The 16,911-nt window shown below is 34.7% G+C and carries 23 protein-coding genes; 18 read left to right on the top strand and 5 right to left on the bottom strand.

Going from position 1 to position 16,911, the window contains the following annotated elements:
• Nucleotides 1-10 precede the first annotated feature (10 nt).
• The 8 genes from BGO88_RS01510 to BGO88_RS01545 all read left to right on the top strand — a co-directional run bounded on the left by BGO88_RS01510 (nucleotide 11) and on the right by BGO88_RS01545 (nucleotide 8,180).
• Nucleotides 11-2,161, top strand: coding sequence for a hypothetical protein (locus BGO88_RS01510; protein ID WP_286705701.1), 2,151 nt, complete (start codon nucleotides 11-13; stop codon nucleotides 2,159-2,161).
• A 12-nt stretch (nucleotides 2,162-2,173) separates the two neighbouring features.
• Nucleotides 2,174-2,995 (top strand): hypothetical protein, encoded by an 822-nt coding sequence (locus tag BGO88_RS01515; RefSeq protein ID WP_286705702.1) that lies wholly within the window; start codon nucleotides 2,174-2,176, stop codon nucleotides 2,993-2,995.
• Nucleotides 2,996-3,075: 80 nt separating this feature from the next.
• On the top strand, nucleotides 3,076-3,588 hold the full coding sequence (locus BGO88_RS01520) for a hypothetical protein (RefSeq protein ID WP_286705703.1): 513 nt from the start codon (nucleotides 3,076-3,078) through the stop codon (nucleotides 3,586-3,588).
• Nucleotides 3,589-3,734: 146 nt separating this feature from the next.
• Complete coding sequence (locus BGO88_RS01525) at nucleotides 3,735-4,817, top strand: hypothetical protein (protein ID WP_286705704.1); 1,083 nt, start codon at nucleotides 3,735-3,737, stop codon at nucleotides 4,815-4,817.
• Nucleotides 4,792-5,403: a hypothetical protein gene (locus BGO88_RS01530; RefSeq protein WP_286705705.1), complete on the top strand. Its 612-nt coding sequence runs from the start codon at nucleotides 4,792-4,794 to the stop codon at nucleotides 5,401-5,403. The genes BGO88_RS01525 and BGO88_RS01530 overlap by 26 nt, the downstream gene beginning before the upstream one ends.
• Before the next feature lie 174 nt (nucleotides 5,404-5,577).
• Nucleotides 5,578-5,892, top strand: coding sequence for a hypothetical protein (locus tag BGO88_RS01535; RefSeq protein WP_286705706.1), 315 nt, complete (start codon nucleotides 5,578-5,580; stop codon nucleotides 5,890-5,892).
• Nucleotides 5,882-6,508 carry a hypothetical protein gene (locus tag BGO88_RS01540; protein ID WP_286705707.1) on the top strand — a complete coding sequence of 209 codons (627 nt, stop codon included), beginning with the start codon at nucleotides 5,882-5,884 and terminating at the stop codon, nucleotides 6,506-6,508. The genes BGO88_RS01535 and BGO88_RS01540 overlap by 11 nt, the downstream gene beginning before the upstream one ends.
• The gene (locus tag BGO88_RS01545; protein ID WP_286705708.1) at nucleotides 6,480-8,180 is read left to right on the top strand and encodes a hypothetical protein; all 1,701 of its coding nucleotides are present in this window, start codon (nucleotides 6,480-6,482) and stop codon (nucleotides 8,178-8,180) included. The genes BGO88_RS01540 and BGO88_RS01545 overlap by 29 nt, the downstream gene beginning before the upstream one ends.
• A 106-nt stretch (nucleotides 8,181-8,286) precedes the next feature.
• On the opposite strand, the gene BGO88_RS01550 is transcribed toward BGO88_RS01545, so the two are convergent.
• From BGO88_RS01550 to BGO88_RS01565, 4 genes are all read right to left on the bottom strand, one after another.
• Nucleotides 8,287-8,940 carry an N-6 DNA methylase gene (locus BGO88_RS01550; RefSeq protein ID WP_286705709.1) on the bottom strand — a complete coding sequence of 218 codons (654 nt, stop codon included), beginning with the start codon at nucleotides 8,938-8,940 and terminating at the stop codon, nucleotides 8,287-8,289.
• A complete protein-coding gene (locus tag BGO88_RS01555) occupies nucleotides 8,937-9,278 on the bottom strand; it encodes a hypothetical protein (RefSeq protein ID WP_286705710.1) in 342 nt (113 codons plus the stop codon). Before BGO88_RS01555 ends, BGO88_RS01550 begins: the two co-directional genes overlap by 4 nt.
• A 12-nt stretch (nucleotides 9,279-9,290) precedes the next feature.
• Nucleotides 9,291-9,515 (bottom strand): hypothetical protein, encoded by a 225-nt coding sequence (locus BGO88_RS01560; protein WP_286705711.1) that lies wholly within the window; start codon nucleotides 9,513-9,515, stop codon nucleotides 9,291-9,293.
• 63 nt (nucleotides 9,516-9,578) lie between these two features.
• Nucleotides 9,579-10,082 (bottom strand): hypothetical protein, encoded by a 504-nt coding sequence (locus BGO88_RS01565; RefSeq protein ID WP_286705712.1) that lies wholly within the window; start codon nucleotides 10,080-10,082, stop codon nucleotides 9,579-9,581.
• A gap of 424 nt (nucleotides 10,083-10,506) precedes the next feature.
• Here BGO88_RS01565 and BGO88_RS01570 point away from each other — a divergent pair, with 424 nt between their 5' ends.
• The 8 genes from BGO88_RS01570 (at nucleotide 10,507) to BGO88_RS01605 (ending at nucleotide 15,423) form a co-directional block, all read left to right on the top strand.
• Nucleotides 10,507-10,785 carry a hypothetical protein gene (locus BGO88_RS01570; protein ID WP_286705713.1) on the top strand — a complete coding sequence of 93 codons (279 nt, stop codon included), beginning with the start codon at nucleotides 10,507-10,509 and terminating at the stop codon, nucleotides 10,783-10,785.
• 2 nt (nucleotides 10,786-10,787) lie between these two features.
• The gene (locus BGO88_RS01575) at nucleotides 10,788-12,155 is read left to right on the top strand and encodes a hypothetical protein (protein WP_286705714.1); all 1,368 of its coding nucleotides are present in this window, start codon (nucleotides 10,788-10,790) and stop codon (nucleotides 12,153-12,155) included.
• 19 nt (nucleotides 12,156-12,174) lie between these two features.
• On the top strand, nucleotides 12,175-13,149 hold the full coding sequence (locus tag BGO88_RS01580) for a DUF6712 family protein (protein ID WP_286705715.1): 975 nt from the start codon (nucleotides 12,175-12,177) through the stop codon (nucleotides 13,147-13,149).
• Between the two features lie 12 nt (nucleotides 13,150-13,161).
• On the top strand, nucleotides 13,162-13,470 hold the full coding sequence (locus tag BGO88_RS01585; RefSeq protein WP_286705716.1) for a hypothetical protein: 309 nt from the start codon (nucleotides 13,162-13,164) through the stop codon (nucleotides 13,468-13,470).
• A 170-nt stretch (nucleotides 13,471-13,640) separates the two neighbouring features.
• On the top strand, nucleotides 13,641-14,366 hold the full coding sequence (locus BGO88_RS01590; protein WP_286705717.1) for a hypothetical protein: 726 nt from the start codon (nucleotides 13,641-13,643) through the stop codon (nucleotides 14,364-14,366).
• The gene (locus BGO88_RS01595; RefSeq protein ID WP_286705718.1) at nucleotides 14,350-14,829 is read left to right on the top strand and encodes a hypothetical protein; all 480 of its coding nucleotides are present in this window, start codon (nucleotides 14,350-14,352) and stop codon (nucleotides 14,827-14,829) included. The genes BGO88_RS01590 and BGO88_RS01595 overlap by 17 nt, the downstream gene beginning before the upstream one ends.
• A gap of 29 nt (nucleotides 14,830-14,858) precedes the next feature.
• Nucleotides 14,859-15,044, top strand: coding sequence for a hypothetical protein (locus tag BGO88_RS01600; protein ID WP_286705719.1), 186 nt, complete (start codon nucleotides 14,859-14,861; stop codon nucleotides 15,042-15,044).
• Nucleotide 15,045: 1 nt separating this feature from the next.
• On the top strand, nucleotides 15,046-15,423 hold the full coding sequence (locus tag BGO88_RS01605) for a hypothetical protein (protein WP_286705720.1): 378 nt from the start codon (nucleotides 15,046-15,048) through the stop codon (nucleotides 15,421-15,423).
• Here BGO88_RS01605 and BGO88_RS01610 read toward each other — a convergent pair.
• Nucleotides 15,420-15,686: a hypothetical protein gene (locus BGO88_RS01610; protein WP_286705721.1), complete on the bottom strand. Its 267-nt coding sequence runs from the start codon at nucleotides 15,684-15,686 to the stop codon at nucleotides 15,420-15,422. The two genes, BGO88_RS01605 and BGO88_RS01610, sit on opposite strands and share 4 nt — an antisense overlap.
• Before the next feature lie 107 nt (nucleotides 15,687-15,793).
• Here BGO88_RS01610 and BGO88_RS01615 point away from each other — a divergent pair, with 107 nt between their 5' ends.
• Both BGO88_RS01615 and BGO88_RS01620 read left to right on the top strand, forming a co-directional pair.
• Complete coding sequence (locus BGO88_RS01615; RefSeq protein ID WP_286705722.1) at nucleotides 15,794-16,234, top strand: DUF4468 domain-containing protein; 441 nt, start codon at nucleotides 15,794-15,796, stop codon at nucleotides 16,232-16,234.
• A gap of 222 nt (nucleotides 16,235-16,456) precedes the next feature.
• Entirely contained in the window at nucleotides 16,457-16,879 is a 423-nt protein-coding gene (locus BGO88_RS01620; RefSeq protein ID WP_286705723.1) for a hypothetical protein, read from the top strand.
• The last annotated feature ends 32 nt before the right edge of the window (nucleotides 16,880-16,911 follow it).

A 16,911-nucleotide genomic window follows, 5' to 3' on the forward strand; every position in this document is an offset into this window, starting at 1 on the left:
CCGTAATCCTATGAAATGGAAACTATTGGCCAAGACTGCTGCTGTTTTAAGCACATTGCTTGGCATTAAAGAAATCCCTATCAATGCCGAGAAAAAAGAGGTTGATTTTACAGCTGAAGAACTAGCTAAAATTGAAGCTGTTCTTGGTAAAGAAATGACAGCCGAAGCTATTGAAGGCATGAATAGCGAAATTAAGCAGCTGCAGAATAGTAATCTTCAGCTTAAAGCAATTAAAGATGAGTTGGCTGCTCTTGTTAAAGAGACTAATTTATCTGAGGAAGAATTAAGAGACATTGCTGGTAGTGAAGGTAAAGAACCAGATTTGTTGGCTCAATTAAAACTTATTTCAGCGAAACAGAAGGAAATGGAAAGTACAATTTCAGCATTAATTAAAGAACCTGAAGGAGATAATCCATTGGCTATTGTACAAACATCTGGAAAAGGACAAAAAGTCGTACATTCCGCTACGCATCTTTTTGCAAGCAACCAGGCTTATGATGCATTCGAAGGGCGTCCATGGAACAGACTAGCTTCCGGACAAACAAGCGCTGCTACAAATTTTGCAGATCAGCCAACAATTCAGAAGCTTAATGACGATCTAGGTTTGTATTTTAGGCAAAATCCTGAAGCAATTAAATCTTTGCACCGTGATACATTCGGTTTGCCAGAATTCTGGCCAAAGAAAACAAAGGTTGATCATAAAATTGCAGATGCTACTATTTCTACTGCAGAAATTACTCAAGCAAGAAAATTGCCATGGCTTCCAAAGAATAAGCAAAAAATTCAAGCTGAAGAAGGCCAGATTTTCCCTGTACAGATTGATATCGAATATGTAGGGTACTATCTCCAAAAAATTGAAGCTTCATGGTTAAACATGATGAATAAGGAAGGTTCGCAGCCTTATAAAGAAAGTTTCGTACGATTTTTAGTTTCTGAACTTGATAAACAAGCCCGAACTGAAGACAGGATTGCTTCAATAAAAGGGGTTTATGTTGAAACTCCTGAAGATGCTACTGTACCAGGCAGATTCATAAACCGTCAAAATGGATTGCTTTATTTGGCTCAACAGGCCAGAGATGTAACGAAAAAATATAGGCCGTTCGATTTAGGTTTGCCAACAGCTGTAAATATTGTCGATTACGTTGATAATTTTATAAAATCACTTCCTTATGACGTTAGAAATCAACTTGGACTTGTATTTTATCTTTCAGAAGAATGGCTCAAAACTTACAAGCGAAGATATGAGCAGCTTTATGGAACAAATACTGATTACCAAGGATATCCAAAAAATCCAAAAGATTACTCAAATATTTCGTTTTGTCCGCTTGTTGATATGGAAGGCAGCGATTTTATGTTTTTGACTTTTAATGATAATATTGAGATTCTTGAAAATGTGCCGGCAGAAAAATCATTATATCATTTTGAGTACCTAAAAAGAATGATTTATATCTGGGCGGATTATAAGCTAGGTATCAGATTCATTCATATAGGTAATGTTCTTGAAGAAAATGATCCATTGGAATTTGCAGTTCAAACATTATGGTCTAATACAGCGCCGGTATTGCCTGCTGATTTCTTTGTCCCTGTACATGATGATGAAAGCGGAAAAGTAAAGGTTTCATATAAAAATTTATACGTAACAAAAGGCTGGAATACTGACATTACGGAACTTACCGGGACTACACCAGGTGCAGTAATCAAAATCAAGGGAGATACCAGCCTTTCTGGTGTTAAGAATGTTAAGGATGGGGCAAAAATTGATTTGGTTGGGAATGCGGATTTTAATTTAAAATCAGGAGGAACCCTTACCTTATTCGTCAAAGATGATGGAACTGTAAAGGAGGTAAGTAGGACTGCTGGGCCTGAAGTAATAATTATCCCAGATGTAACTTTTGATGAAGCGGTAATCGATGCAAATGAAGGGCAAAAATTCGTTTATTCCGGAACTGGTGATATTGCTATTACAAATATCCTTAATGGTGTAGACGGTAAATCTATCAAGATTTTCGGAAATGCTACTGCTGATTCTGATGTTACTTTATCAGACACAGGAAATATCAATGTTGTATCAGCTGTTACTTTAGCAAAAGCAGCGGATTTCATTCAGTTGACACGTATTGACGGAGTATGGTTAGAAACCAATAGACTTATTAATCCTTAATTTTAGATAAAAATGTACGTAAGAACAAATGTAGCAAAGCCTTCCGGTAGTTCTCCGGGGGCTTCGGCTCCAAAAGAGCCAAATTTAGCGCTTGTTGCTGATGACGATATCTTGTTTGAACCTATCAGGAATTCAAAAGGCGTCAAGATGGAAGGGAACTATATTATTAAGCCTGGAGCCAAAATGATAGAAGTTTACATGACTCCATCAAAAAGCAAAGCTTCTTATGAAAGTGATGGTGATGAAGATGCTGTCTCAATAAAACAGAAGTTTGAATGCGAGCATCCGGGGAATGAATTGGAGATTTCAGAATTTGCCCAAAACTGGCTTGGTGTAAACTGCAGGCTTATTTATGGAAGCTGTTCTGACAATTTCAGAAAAGTATTGGGTACAAAATGCGCACCAATACAAATGAAACCATCCCTTCAGGATGATGCAGATGCCAGAAAACACATGTTTGTTTTTGAACAAACAGCTTCTTCTAAGTGGGTTCCGGGACATTACACTGGTGCTTTGGTATTCGCTGATCCTGCCAATATCGCTAATGCAGGAGCTGTTGCCTTAACAGTTGCAAATGGAGCAGTTTATAAATTGCCATCTTTAGAGGAAACTGCGGCCGTTGTTTTCAATAGCATTGAGCATGAGCATGGAACGATTATTACCCTTATGGGCGGCGGTGGCGATGATCCTGCAACTCTTTCATCTGGTGTTTTAGCTAATAGCGCTATTCTGAAAGACGGAGTTGCTTGGGTTGGTCTTGAAGGCGCCGTAATAAATTTTCAGGTATTTGATGCCGGTGCAAATAAATATTTAATTGAAGTTTCAAGAAAATAGAATAAATTAAATATCATAATCAAATAAAACCACTCATTTTGAGTGGTTTTATTATTTTTGTTATATATAAATTATTTATTATGTCAGAGTGTCGATCAAGAATGGGCAATGATCCTTATGAAAAATCATTTATAGAAGCAAAAAGCTTTTTTAGTTTGGGCGATCATTTAATTAGGCGTATTGTTTATGGTTATGAACGAAAAGGAAGTTATAAAGAACTTCCTCAGACTTTCGTGACATTTACTAGATTCGATGATTATGCAAAAGAAGTTCAAATAGCTTATGATTCAAAAGATGAAATTTTTAGGCACTTGCAAAGCATTGAGCTAGAATTGATAAAAGGAGCTGAAGTTATTAGGAAGACACAATTTCATAAGTACTGTGCAATGGTGCTTAAAGAACTTGGTTTTGAGTTTAAATCTGATGAAGAATATTATAATTTTTTTAGTTCTCGGATTTCTTCCAAAGGTATTTCAGATAAAGAATTTATTATTTTAGATTTAGATTCTGAAAATCCTAAGGACATTATGATTGTAAGACATAATTTAATAATTGAAAATTTAGACGGAGATTTAAAAATTACGATCGGATAAACCTAAGAATAAAGCCCCTCAAAAAAGAGTGGCTTTTTTTTCTCTCTTTTTCAAGTTATCAGCTATGACATTTTTTGATGTCACAGGTAAATAAAAAGGTTATTACCAAATTTACCATGCTATAAATAATTTTAAATAAGACAATTATGAGAGAAAAGATAATCAAGTTCTTCCAAGAAGAATTGCCATCGAACAAGTCTGAGCAATTTAATAGGATTTTTGAATTTTACAGACAGTCTCCAGGCAAAAGCGTAGCTTCTGAAAGAATGTACAATGCTTCCGGGTATTCACAAACCAACTTGGAGGCTCTAAAGTACGATTTGCAGAAAATCCACAACATTAAAGATTCCGAATTAGTTCCAAGGAAAAAAGCAGTCTCAAAACTACCTTCAGAGGCTAATGATTTTCAAGCAACAAGATTACAGTTGTTTTGCTTGCTCATGAGTTTTGCGGGAGAAGCTGAACTGTTTAATGAAGAAAAGGAAAACGAAATCAAGCAATATTCAGAAGAACAATTTATTGAAAAGGCTGTTGAATATTTTCTGAGTAAATCGATTAGCCTAACTGAGATTGCTGATGCTGCACTGAAAGTCGAAAGTAATGAATTGTTTGAGTTACTTAAGGAAGTAATAAGATTTGTGCATTTGAATAATACAACAATCGATACAGGTAATACCGGAAGCATCCCCGTCAATGATCCCGTTGTAGTAACTAACGATAAAACTGAAAAACAAGAGGGTGTAAAGTTGAGGGAAGAATTTCCTTTTTTGAATAATCCCGATTGTCCTGATCTAGCGCACGTTTTAGTTGGGCGAAAGATTGCGGCTTGGATTCGCTATCAGGAAAATCATAAAAAGCTGGAGCAATTTGATGCGGGAGAAATAGAGTTGTCTGAAGAAGAAAAGGTACAAGTTTCAAAAGATGCGGTTTCGGATTTTTCAGAGAACCAGGCTATCTATGATGAGCTGAACAATTATAAAGAGCACGGTTTTTTTTTACAAAAGCATCCATTATTCAGAACGATCAGGTTAAAAGAAGAGGTTGAAAAAATGACTCAGCAGCAGCTTATAAATTTCAAAAACTCTTCAGTGAAATTCTTTTCTGAGAACAATGCGAAGCTTAAAGCTGACGGAATCACAGAAAAAAGAACTCTTGAATTAACTGAGCGAATTGAAGCGAGAAAGGAAAAGCTGGATTTGGTAGATGAAAAGCTCGGGGTTAAGAAATAAGTTTTTCGATTTACACGAAAAATTTAACGGCGACAAAGATGAGCTTCTTCCGGAGAAATGGGTTTCCAAATACCTGGTAACCCATTTTGAAAAAGTAAGTTCTTTAGAAGAAAGTTTGGTTAGGATTCCAACGGAAGAAGAGTATTTTTTCCTTCAGTCTGATACTGCTTTTAATGCTTTTACATTCATTCCATTTATAGCTAAACGTTTTCCTATAAAAGAATTACACGCTACTACTTATAGCATTAGTAGAAAAGTTATTGATGCTTTGGTTGAATTGTATGATTCCGGAATGATTGAAAAAATAACATTGCTGATTTCTGATAGCATGATCAAGAGAAATCCGCTTACAATTGAACACGTTATGGCGTTGGCAAAAAGCCGGCCAAATTTTGAAGTTATATATGCCTGGGCTCATTGTAAGGTTTGTATCATAAAAACGCATGAATCATTTTATGTGATTGAAGGCTCTGGGAATTGGAGCGAAAACGCCCAATACGAGCAATATGTATTTGCTAATTCAAAAGGGCTATATGATTTCCGAATGCATTTATTTACGAATTCAAAACTAAAGAAGTATTTATGAAAATCTTTAAAATTTCAATTGCAGTTTTTTTGATCATATTAGCATTTGTTCTCGGAATTATAGCAAACAATGGTCTTGCAAAAAGTGTAGAATTTCATCAGTTATTTATTTTTCTATCATTTACGGTTTTCCTTATCGGAATGAGGATTTTAATCACTATTAAAAAAAAGTAGTATGGAGCTTAAGTTTTCAGATGAAGAGTATGAGTCTATTGAAAAATTAGCTGCCTGTAATTATTCTCCAGAAAGAATTGCTCTTTACTTAGGTGTAGAAAAAAAAGATTTTTTAGACTTATGGTACAATAAATCAGGTTTGGTAAGATTTCATTACGATAAGGGTCGTCTCGAGGCGGAAGCAGACATAAACATTAAACAATTGGAACTTGCCAAATCAGGAAATATTACTGCTGCACAAACTTATTTTAAAGAGTCTGAAAATATCCGGATAAAAAACATTTTAAATCAAATACTTTACGGCAATGACAATTGATCAGATAGACTTGAGCGATATTTATGAATTTATCGAAAAGGGTAGCCTATCAGATGCTCCTGAAGGAATTGCGGAATATTTGGTCCTTTTGGACAAAATTAGGGGCATGGCCATGAGAATCGACCAATTCGGTTCTAAAGAAGCTATTGTAAAACATTTGATATTAGTAGACAAGCTCTCACGCTATAAAGCTTCAAAAGTGTATGATGAAGCTATGGAGTACTTTTACGTTGATAGCACTATTTCCAAAAAAGCCTGGATAAATATTTATGCTGAAAAAATGGATAAAATGATCAATTTCTCAATGCAAACCGTAAAAGATGTAAATGATGCTTCTAAAGTGGTAAAAATGCTTGTTGATGTTGCAAACCATAGAGAGGTTCACACTCCAGATAAAGAAGAGCTTCCGGAAGAACTATTTAGGGCGCCATTTATAGTATATTCAGCAGATGCAGAATTTTTAGGACTACCAAAAATTAACAGGCAAAGACTCTCGGAAATGATTGACAGTTTCCCAGAGTTAACAGAAAAAGAAAAAATGCATATTAAAAGGGAAGCTTTGGTTCTTCCTTTAAAAGTTTTTCCAGATGAGCAAGAGAACGCGCGTAAGCATTGATGATACTGATGTAAATGGTGCATTTGCATCATGGTTGTTTCAAATGATCTTCCTTATAGCTCCTAAGCATTTAAGAATTATTGCAGGTAGGGCTACAGCTAAGACATCAGAAATTATTGCTCAACGAAGTCAGGATGTTATGTATGATATGCCCAAGAGCTATCAGGTTCTTGTTTCTGACACATACATCAACGCTTTAAAAAATATAGTGCCAACATTGCTCGAGGGTTGGAAGCGCAGGGGTTGGCGTGAAGGAATGCATTATGTGACTGACAAGCGGCCTCCTTCACATTTTAGGCTTCCTTATAAACCTGTTGAAAGTTACAAGCATACAATTTCAATTTTTAACGGTTGCTTTATGAACTTAGGTAGTTTGGATCAGCCTGGAGGTCTCGCCGGTGGTTCATACCAACACATGTATGCAGATGAAGCCAGGCTATTAAAATTTGATAAGCTGAAGAAATTAATGCCGGCCATTCGAGGTGAATATACAATCTTTGGCCACTCAGTCTATTACAGAGGTTCAACATTCACTACTGATATGCCAAACATTATTGACGGTGATGATGATTGGATTTTGAATGATGAGAAAAATATGAATATGGACCAGGTACGTCTGGCCCTTGAAGTTGGTCTCGTCGTTAATGAGATAAAAAAACAGATCCTGGCATGCAAACAGATTGGTGATTATAACTCGATTGAGAAATTGAAAAGCAATTTGGGTCGTTGGACTGAAAAATGGATTAGAGTGCGAAAGGACCTTACATTTTTTTATGTTGTCAGTTCATTGGTAAATGTGGATATCCTTACTGAAGGTTATTTTTCTGATAGTCTTAAAGCATTAGGTATTGAAGAGTTCAAGAGCGCTATTTTATCATTAAAAGTTAATCTGAAGAAAGGAGAAAAGTTTTACGGGAATCTGGGAGAGCATCATTTCTATGAAGATGGTATCATAAATTCGTTTTATGATAAGTATACCTTGACAGATGAGATTGAAGAAACTTGTCTTGCTTTACGATACCTAGATCGGAAACAGAAGCTTGAGGCGGGTGCTGATTTTGGTGATATGTGCAGTCTTATTCCTGCCCAGACACGTGGCAATTATTTGTATATCCTAAAAGAATTTTGCACGCTGGCTCCGGAAAATGAGATTCAGTTAGGAAAGAAATTTGTCAATTTTTTTAAGCATCACGAGTACAAAGTTTTAGATTTATACTATGACAGGTCCGGTAATCAAAATCAAAAAACAAAAAGGGATTGGGCGACAGCTTTAAAAAACGCAATAGAATTTCAGGACGGCGTAAGTACAGGTTGGGTGGTTAATCTTATGTCGCTGAACCAGTCTACAATTTATCAGGAAGAGGAATATAATTTTGCAAAAGCTTTGATGGGAGAAACAAGTCCGAATCTTGTCAAGTTGAAAATTGATAAGTTTCAATGCAAATGCCTTAAATCATCACTTGAACTGACTAAAATCAAAATCAAGACTTCGATATCCGGTTCAAAGACGATCCATAAGGACAAATCTTCTGAAAGCTTAGCTTTACATCTTAGGCCGATGTTTTCTACAAACTATTCAGACGCTTTTAAATATTTGATATATAGGCGTGATTTTGTGGACAGGGTAAATACTTCTGGATTATATACATCTTCTGATCCGGGATTTTATTAAAATGTGTAGCATTTTCCAAAGAAAAGAAAGAAAAAACACAAATCTCCGCCCCGTAGGGCGGAAATTTTTTGTAAAAACGGCTGGTTTTAAGCCAATTTTAAGGCTTTTAAGCGCTTGGATAGTATAAAATGGACTTTACCTTGTGTTTCCAGTAATTATGGTTTGTAGCTAAAGAAAACGAGGGTTTGCTCATCATCAAAGTATCCATACAATGAATTTCGGCATTAATGCCATGAAAGCATAAATTTATAGCAGTCATTTTACAACAAATTGGGTCTAAATCCTGACATACATAATAATTCCCGCTTCTTATATAGTTTGCCGCTAAAATTAATCGTCCGCTTCCTGAGCAGGGATCATTTATTTTTTTTCCAAAATCATCTGAAGGGATTAACATTTGTGCAATCATCGTACATAAATCTGGGGGAGTAAAAAATTGCCCGAAGTTTGATTTTTTGTAATTGCTTGCCAGACATTCATAATACTCGCCTAATGGGTCGCACCATCCGTTTAATTCTATATTCTTATCATAGTAGAGCATCAGCTCCCCGAAAAGTTTACAAAAAATATCAAGCTCAGGACGGGAGTATTTTTTTATTATTTCAAAATAGCGTGGTTCTTCGGTTCCTCTTGCCATAGCACAAATAATAAGTGATAAAAGGTCATCAAAAATAGTATTCAGGTCATACTTATGATTAAATTCATAAAAAAAGGAGTTAAAATCTTTTAACCCCTTTGGAACATCTTTATTTTTTATCATCTTTTTTCGACTTGGGCATTACTAAACAGATAGCAAAGCGGGTAAAATTCTGTATCATCTTCTTCGGAGTTGTTTTTTTCGGCTTCTTTATCGCTGTTCCTTAATTTTGGAGAACCCCAAACACAAAAGGACTGCGAACCCTTTTTAACTTTATACCCTTTGTTATTCCATTCAAAAAGGGTATTAAATTCTTGATGCTCTTTTGAAGTGTAAAATTCATTTACTAAAACTTCATTTACTGTCATTCCTTCACAGTCAGTTTCAATCCTGGCTTTTGCAAGCTTGCTTAATTCTTTCAATTGTTTTCGTCGTTGCAAATATGCTTCTCTATTTCTCATGGTGTATATAAATTAAAATATGTATTCTTGATAATCAGATTGGATGTTATTTTCTTCAATAAACATTTCCGCTATAGCTTGCGCTTTGTTGAATGCGTTTTTTGCCTTCTTTTTGAAATAATCGTAATCGGTATAATTGAAAATTGAAGAATAGCCTTTGGAATGTAAAAGGCTAAAAACTTTGTCGCTTAATTTAAAAGATGTAGTTTTGTTGATGTTAGATATTGAATGCGTCATGGCTTTGATATTTAAGTGATTTAAAACCCCTAATCTCGACCATTAGGGGTTTTTGTTTAATTATTACAAAGTGAAGTTTAAAACTCTTTCTTGTGCAATATGTAAAAGCTTGTCAAGTTCTTCTTGCATACAGTTTTGAACCTTTTCGATAACTTTTGAATTTCTGACTTCAAATTGGAAACCTGCTGAATTAATAAGCATAATTTTAGCGTTTGTTTGGTCGTTACCTGCTTCAAAAAGCCTTAAATCGTTTGATTTTTCCTTTAGCAATTGATAGCGTTCTGATAGAGCCTCAAATTGCTTAACTTTAATAATTTTCTCCTCTGCGGTCGGCATAGGCACAACAAATTGTGAGACTGTGTTTAAAACTGTCTCTTTTGTAACTGGTTGCTCTTGTTGTAGCGGAATTATTTTGTTTTCCGTCTCTGTGGAAGTTTCTACAACTACTTTGTTAATGATTTCGTTTTTTGCAGTGTCTGTTACTTTTTCGGCTATTACTGCTCTAACGTTTTGTGGTAAAGAATTTTTTTCGATTCCTACTTTTTTGGTAATTACTTTTGCTTTCATAAACTTGTATTTAAGTGATTTTCAATACTTAAAGATACAAAAAAAGTAGTCAAACGACAACTTTTATAGTAAAAAAAAGAGCTTTTCAATCAAAAAAAATGAAAAAAGAATGATTCTAAACAGGATAATATTTTAAAATAAAAAGTCATTATTGATGGTTTAAAAAAAAAAAATAAAAATATAAAACGCTGAAAAACAAAGAATAAACCCTTTTTAAATGGGTTTATTCGATGTTTGTTTCATGCTTTTCACCGTCCCGCTCAAAAACTAAAATGTGATTACCTTTATGTCTATCGCTGAGAGATATGACGGCGCACCACCACCACCCGTCCGCAGGACACCTTATTTCATTGACTTCCCAGATGTCACACCATAGTAATGTTGTTAATAGTATCATTGTACATCAATTAAAACGGTAATTACATTGGCTAACGAAATTAAACTGTTTGACGCCATCAAGCGCATGAGGGCTTTAACCAAAGTAGGTGTTCCTTTTTCCTTCAGCTTTATGACCTACAATTCCACCAAAGGAATGAGTGACGGTATAAGGCATGTACATAATGCCCAGCTTCGCATGGGCTACAGGAATGACCAGAGTGACAAGTCTAACATTCTTATAGGGTATGTTAATGAGCATGATAAAGACAGATGGTTTTATATGCCATTATTGTTAAAGTTCAATGGGTGTAACGTAAAACCTTAAAGATGGGTATAGAATATGTTGGCAGAGATGCCATTGTTGAGACAGAACAAGTAGCTTTTACTTACCAGGTAAGTGAAGTACCTCGAGACTTCTATAAATTCAAAGGAGAATCAAATAACCTTGATTGGAACAATCAATATAACTTCATAGGGGATTACTATGTTTACCCTTATGGCAGCAATAACGATCTTCCGGATATTATCAAAGAGGTTATTCAGAATAACTACATTGCTCCTGGTATAATTAAAAAGAAAACTCAATTGCTTTGGGGTTCTGGGCCTATGTTGTATACAGAAGAAATAAGTGAAAAAGGCAAGCCAATAAGGAGATGGGTTAGAAATGAAACAATACAGCAGTGGTTAGAGAGTTGGGATTACGAAAAATACCTTTTATCGTGTGCCACCGATTATAATTACATGGAAGGTGTTTTCACTAAATTTATTCTTTCAAAAGGCAATAGGATTGGCAAAAACTTTATATCCAAATTAGAACACTGCATGATTGACAGGAATCGCCTTGCCAAACATAAAGCATCAACTTCTATAAATCCTACTCATGCAATACAGACTGATTGGTCTTTTAAGAAAGTAAATTCATTATTGGATTATAAGGTATATCCGTTATTTGATTATAACAATCCATTTGGCTACAGAAATTCGATTTTCTATTCAAATATGTATAGTTTCTGTACGGATTTCTATACTGTACCAGATATTTATGGCTCACTAGAGTGGCTTAATAGATCGACAGCTGTACCATTAATTTTTAAGGCTCTATCAAAAAATTCAATAAACTTAAAATATCACATCATTTCTCCTCAAGCATTTTGGGAAAGAAAAGAAAACGAGATGAAGGCAAATTGCACTCTTCAGGGTAAGACTTATACAAGTAGTATGCTTGTTGAATATCAGAATAAATTCCTGGCAAAGATTGCAGAAGTCCTATCTGGAGACGAGAATACTGGAAAGTATTTGCATACAACCAAAACTTTCACAGTTGATGGAACAAATCTCATAGAGCATGGTTGGGAAATAAAGGTTATTGATCAGAATATAAAAGATTTTGTAGAGGCACAAATTAAGATTTCACAAAGAGCCGACCATGCTCTGTCTTCCGGTATTGGCTTGCATAGCGCCCTTGGGAATGTTTCTGAAACGGGTAAAAGCGACAGCGGTTCCGAACAGCTTTATGCGCTTAAAAATTTCTTGCTGACTGGCGTAGACATTCCGGAAATGATAATTATGAAACCTATTAATTATGCAATAAAGGCAAACTTTCCTGAACTGAAGTTAAAACTTGGCTTTTATCATGAAATGCCAGAAAAAGAAGAGGACATAACTTCAAGTAAAAGAATAAAAAACGCCGCATAGAAACTTTAAAAAACATCAGATGAAACTATTATTTAAAACAGATATCGAGGACAGTGAAGAGCTCAAGGAATTATTGGGTTTTGTGGATGTTGATTTAAAGATTAAAAATCTTATTCCTGATTTGAGAACTGCTACGAATGATGTAATTGATCTTATTGGCAGAGAAATATACCAAAAGGCAGTTGATTTGTATAATGAAGGTGAAATAGCTGAAGAAAATAAAGAATTTATTTATTCTGTAAGGTATCCGATAGCTATAAATGCGTACAGACTTCTTGCACCATCGAATGATATTGCGCATACAAATGATGGCAGAAAAATGCGTACTGACAGTAATGTGAAATTGCCATTTGAATGGATGATAGACAGGGATAACCAGGCTATGGAAAAGAGATATTATAGAGGCTTAGATGATCTAATTAAGTTCCTTGATAGTCAACCGCAGGGAGAACTACTCGACTTGTGGAGATCGAGTGCTGCTTTTAAAGCCAGTCACGATTTGTTTGTTAGGACAGTTGATGAATTTGACAAAGTGTTTATGATAAGATCAAGGCTTTTATTAATTAAACTTTCTCCCGGATTAGAAGACTGTGAACAGTATGATATAAGGCCGATAATTGGGGCAGCAAAATTTATCAGCCTAAAAGAAAAAATTAAATCTTCAGAGAACATCGCAGATGAAAAAGATTTGCAGCTTTTGAAATTAATCAGAAAGGCAACTGTGTTTTCTGCTTTAGCCTGGGCAATGACAAGATTTTCAATACAGCTTCTTCCTGAAGGGATTCTTCAACATTATACAAGCGATAGGCAAACAACACAATCAAAAAAACCATCCTTAAAGTCTGAGCCGATAGCGGCACAACAAGCATTTGAAGCTGATAAAGCAAAGGTTTTAAGAGAAATTCAAGATTTGATGCTCCCGGAACCAATCATCCAACCTGATAGTGATATCATGCCTGGGCTTAATTACGGAGATAAATATTTTTCAACATAAACATAATCGATAATGAAAAGAATCATTTTAAAAACCGCTAAATTTTTCTACTATCTAAGGAACTATTTCAAGATCAAGAAATATTCTGAGATAAACCAAAAACTAGATTCAGCCTTACGTGAACGTGAGGTTAATAAAGTTATTTTAAAAGGGAACATCATTAAAATGGTAAAATCCTACCTTAGAACCGATGCTGATTCAAAGTATATCCCAAAAGAAAGAAGAAATAATACTGAAATTAAGCAAAGGGTTTTGGCTGAATTTGGCGTAAGTATGGAGGAGCTTGGCGTTAAAATAAACGATGAATTAGAGCTGATCTGATGAAAACCATTTCTATTCCTGAAAAATCTCTGAAGTTACATTTTCCAGAAAAACTATCGGAATGCGATTCGAGACAATATATTGAGATGAGTGAACTCATATTTCGATATCAGAGTAACGAAATAGGGTTTGATGAATTTTGTGTTCATTCCGTCTACAAGCTTTTAAAAATGAAGCCAAAATCATCTCCATTTGGCATTGATGATGATTTGAAGTTTTCGAACATCGCTTTTTTGTCTGAGTACATAAATAATTTTTTTGATGTAACAGATGGTCAGCAGGTTATCAAGCAGGATTATATCAATAACCCTGTACCTGAGATAAAAATATTGACAAAAAAATATTTTGGTCCGGAAGATGGATTTCGGGATTTGACTTTTGGTGAATATATAGATGCATTACGTATTTTCCATGATTTTCATGCAACAGGAGATATTTTCCTTCTCTATCTTCTGTCTGGAATATTATATAGGGAAAAAACGAACATTATATGCAAAATTTTTTCATCTGGAGCTAAGCGAAGAAAACCGTATTTGTCGGAGAATTTAGAAAGAAGAGCTGAAGCTTTCAAATATGCACCATTCGGATTTGTCTATGGTGCTTTTTTATATTTTGCAAGTTTTCAAAAATACCTTATAGGTTCTTCAGTTTTATGGAGTGGACAGGAACTTGATCTGTCAATACTTTTTGAAGCTGAGAAAAAAGATGATATTGGAACTGGCAACTTTCCGGGAATCGGAATGGATTCAGTAGCTTTCACGCTTGCAGAAAGCGGGACTTTTGGCACATTGGACCAGGTAAGGTCATCAAATTTTTGGGTAGTAATTGTGCGGATGTATGAATTACGAAAAAACGATATCGAACGTAAACAGAAAGAAAATGCTAGAAATAAATAAACTACGTGATTATGTATCTCAGATAATGACATCGCTTAAAGATGAAAATAATGATCAACTATTTAATTACACGACAGTTGTTTTAGATAATGAGGAGCTTAATACTGTTCTCAAAGAAAGAAAAAGCAAAGAAAATTCTTTTTTAATCGTGGTTATGCCGCAGTTTGATCTGAGTGGTTCTGAAGATAATGCAAAATGGGATAACAGTCTCATGTTTTTTATTTTGGACAAAACAGATTATTCCGATATAAAGAGAGAGCAATACATTGATATTTTTGTTAATACTCAGAAAAAAGCTAAGGCATTTGTAGATAAGTTGATAGAAGATAAATCAAACCATTCTGGAATGTTCTGTAACTTTTTAACCTGGTTAAAAGAAAACTCGATTTCTGTAAAGCCTGTTTGGAAATTAAGTTCATGTAATGGCTGGAGTATAGAGCTTAATTTGGATAGTAATCTTTAAATTTCTTAAATTGAGAAAAATTTTTAAAAATGGATAAGCAAAAAATTGAAGATATGTTCAGCTCGGCCATCAATGAAAGGGGGATTTCTGAAAAGCTGGATGGAATTTCAAAATTCGTGATCTACAAATGGAGAAATAATAAAAGCCAGCCTTCATTTGGAGATAAGCTTAATGTTCTGTACCAATTAGGGAAAATTGAAATTAGAATTAAGTGAGATGGATTTATTAGATCAGAGAGATAATAACGGGCACGATAGTATTCTTAAAAAAAGATTCATCCAAAGCGTCATGCAGGAAGCTAAGGTGGATATCGATAAGGCACAACGAAACTATCTTTCTTCGAGAGGGTTTGAGGCAAACGACTGGTATGATGGCAGGGGATTTACAGTCAGTACAGATGGTTTAGAATACACGCACCTTAAAAAACATAGGTTTGTTGATATGAAAACCAGAAGGACAAAAGAAGGCATCAAGAAAAAAAGATCACATCCTATCCATAACCGCATAATTTGGGGGCATTACAACAATATAATCAAGGAATTGCATTTTGGTTTTACTGAAGAAATTAAAGAGAAGTTAAGAAACATTGACTAGAAGAATTTCTTTCGGAAAACAGAATTAATATCAATGAGATACCTGATTTTGCCATCATATTTCTCCGGGAATGAAACTATTTCAAATTTTCTTGTATCTGCATGATATTTAAAATTCAAATTACCTCTCAATCCATCGTAATGCGGAGTATTCAAGAGCATTTTTAGCGAATATTCAAAACTTCCTATCATATTATCGTGATAGATTTGATTTTCCCAGATATCTCCTATAATTTTAATATTGATATTATATAATATATGCATTTTGCAAATTTAGCAAACCGATTTATTTTTTTAAATTTACCTACTAACCTTAACTTTTTAGGATGAAAAATTATTATTCTCTTGCTTTTTTATTCATTTTTTTTAACATGAATTCCCAAATCGACAGCTTAAAAATGAACGTAGATGGGTTTCCCAAAATCGAAAATCAACTTTCAGGAGTTTCAAAAAGTGAAATACATGACAGGGTTAAATCATGGATAAACAGAACCTTCAGGGAGCCGGCAAATGTTCTAAAAGCAGAAGAAAAAGGATCATATATCAGAATTGCGGCCACTTCTTCTTTTACATTCAAGTATATGGGAAATACAACCTATGACTACGATTACAATGTTGAAATTGATATAAATGATGAGAGCTGGAGTTACCGCATTTTTGATGTATCAATGTATCGACAAAGAATACCGGAATATTTTTATGATAGTAAAGGACGGATGAGAACCGGTAAGATGTATTTAAAAATTCGGGAGTCTTTTCTAAACGATGTTAACCGGATATATTTTTCACTCAATGAATTCATCAATAAATAAATATAGAAGCCGCCGATTGGCGGTTTTTTTTTGGTTGTATTAGAATGTATCTTATATTTGCCCTGCAAAACTATTCGAGATAAACTCGAAAAAAACTTTAACGATAGGAAGCGGTCCAAGGTATTACCTAAGAGGTCGCAGATTAAACCGAAAGGCTGTAAGTCTATTCTCTGAATAGTTTTGCAACCCTAAAGGCCGCTTCCGCTATTTATATTTTCTACTATGCAAAAGGAAAATTTAAAAAGCAGTAATGCTCCGGAATCGGGGCCTGTTTCCGTTCTTTATGTGGATGGCAATAGGCTTGGTATTTCAGACAGATCGCTTCGTGATGCGATTGGTCTGATTTGGTCAGAAAGTAAAACCCCATTTACTTCTGTGCCATTAAAAATTTTTTTTTCAAAAAAGCTTCTCTTCGCCGACAAGAATGTTTTTTTAGCTTATCAAAAAAATGAACTGAATTATGATCAGTTGATTTTGGCTGTAGAATGTGACAACCTTTATAGAAACAAGAAAGAAGTATTCGGTGAGGGTGTTTCGGTTGAAATAGGCAGCTTATGGAAGCTTAAAGGACAGACTCTTTATCTGGTTGATGATGATCAGGAAGTAATGTCTGAATTAGACGAAAATGTTTTTGAATTAATTTAAAAGAGGCTCCATTAGGAGCCTTTTTTAATGTC

Origin of the sequence: Flavobacterium sp. 38-13, from assembly GCF_001899155.1 — a bacterium.
In the GTDB taxonomy this organism is placed as follows: Bacteria; Bacteroidota; Bacteroidia; order Flavobacteriales; family Flavobacteriaceae; genus Flavobacterium; species Flavobacterium lindanitolerans.

Excerpts from the sequence above, each read along its gene's own strand:
- BGO88_RS01535 (WP_286705706.1), top strand. The coding sequence starts at position 5,578 with ATGGAGCTTAAGTTTTCAGATGAAGAGTATGAGTCTATTGAAAAATTA.
- BGO88_RS01620 (WP_286705723.1), top strand. The coding sequence starts at position 16,457 with ATGCAAAAGGAAAATTTAAAAAGCAGTAATGCTCCGGAATCGGGGCCT.
- BGO88_RS01600 (WP_286705719.1), top strand. The coding sequence starts at position 14,859 with ATGGATAAGCAAAAAATTGAAGATATGTTCAGCTCGGCCATCAATGAA.
- BGO88_RS01520 (WP_286705703.1), top strand. The coding sequence starts at position 3,076 with ATGTCAGAGTGTCGATCAAGAATGGGCAATGATCCTTATGAAAAATCA.
- BGO88_RS01615 (WP_286705722.1), top strand. The coding sequence starts at position 15,794 with ATGAATTCCCAAATCGACAGCTTAAAAATGAACGTAGATGGGTTTCCC.
- BGO88_RS01565 (WP_286705712.1), bottom strand. The coding sequence starts at position 10,082 with ATGAAAGCAAAAGTAATTACCAAAAAAGTAGGAATCGAAAAAAATTCT.
- BGO88_RS01550 (WP_286705709.1), bottom strand. The coding sequence starts at position 8,940 with ATGATAAAAAATAAAGATGTTCCAAAGGGGTTAAAAGATTTTAACTCC.
- BGO88_RS01555 (WP_286705710.1), bottom strand. The coding sequence starts at position 9,278 with ATGAGAAATAGAGAAGCATATTTGCAACGACGAAAACAATTGAAAGAA.
- BGO88_RS01580 (WP_286705715.1), top strand. The coding sequence starts at position 12,175 with ATGAAACTATTATTTAAAACAGATATCGAGGACAGTGAAGAGCTCAAG.
- BGO88_RS01610 (WP_286705721.1), bottom strand. The coding sequence starts at position 15,686 with ATGCATATATTATATAATATCAATATTAAAATTATAGGAGATATCTGG.
- BGO88_RS01585 (WP_286705716.1), top strand. The coding sequence starts at position 13,162 with ATGAAAAGAATCATTTTAAAAACCGCTAAATTTTTCTACTATCTAAGG.
- BGO88_RS01525 (WP_286705704.1), top strand. The coding sequence starts at position 3,735 with ATGAGAGAAAAGATAATCAAGTTCTTCCAAGAAGAATTGCCATCGAAC.
- BGO88_RS01510 (WP_286705701.1), top strand. The coding sequence starts at position 11 with ATGAAATGGAAACTATTGGCCAAGACTGCTGCTGTTTTAAGCACATTG.
- BGO88_RS01605 (WP_286705720.1), top strand. The coding sequence starts at position 15,046 with ATGGATTTATTAGATCAGAGAGATAATAACGGGCACGATAGTATTCTT.
- BGO88_RS01530 (WP_286705705.1), top strand. The coding sequence starts at position 4,792 with ATGAAAAGCTCGGGGTTAAGAAATAAGTTTTTCGATTTACACGAAAAA.
- BGO88_RS01575 (WP_286705714.1), top strand. The coding sequence starts at position 10,788 with ATGGGTATAGAATATGTTGGCAGAGATGCCATTGTTGAGACAGAACAA.
- BGO88_RS01560 (WP_286705711.1), bottom strand. The coding sequence starts at position 9,515 with ATGACGCATTCAATATCTAACATCAACAAAACTACATCTTTTAAATTA.
- BGO88_RS01545 (WP_286705708.1), top strand. The coding sequence starts at position 6,480 with ATGAGCAAGAGAACGCGCGTAAGCATTGATGATACTGATGTAAATGGT.
- BGO88_RS01595 (WP_286705718.1), top strand. The coding sequence starts at position 14,350 with ATGCTAGAAATAAATAAACTACGTGATTATGTATCTCAGATAATGACA.
- BGO88_RS01590 (WP_286705717.1), top strand. The coding sequence starts at position 13,641 with ATGAAGCCAAAATCATCTCCATTTGGCATTGATGATGATTTGAAGTTT.
- BGO88_RS01540 (WP_286705707.1), top strand. The coding sequence starts at position 5,882 with ATGACAATTGATCAGATAGACTTGAGCGATATTTATGAATTTATCGAA.
- BGO88_RS01515 (WP_286705702.1), top strand. The coding sequence starts at position 2,174 with ATGTACGTAAGAACAAATGTAGCAAAGCCTTCCGGTAGTTCTCCGGGG.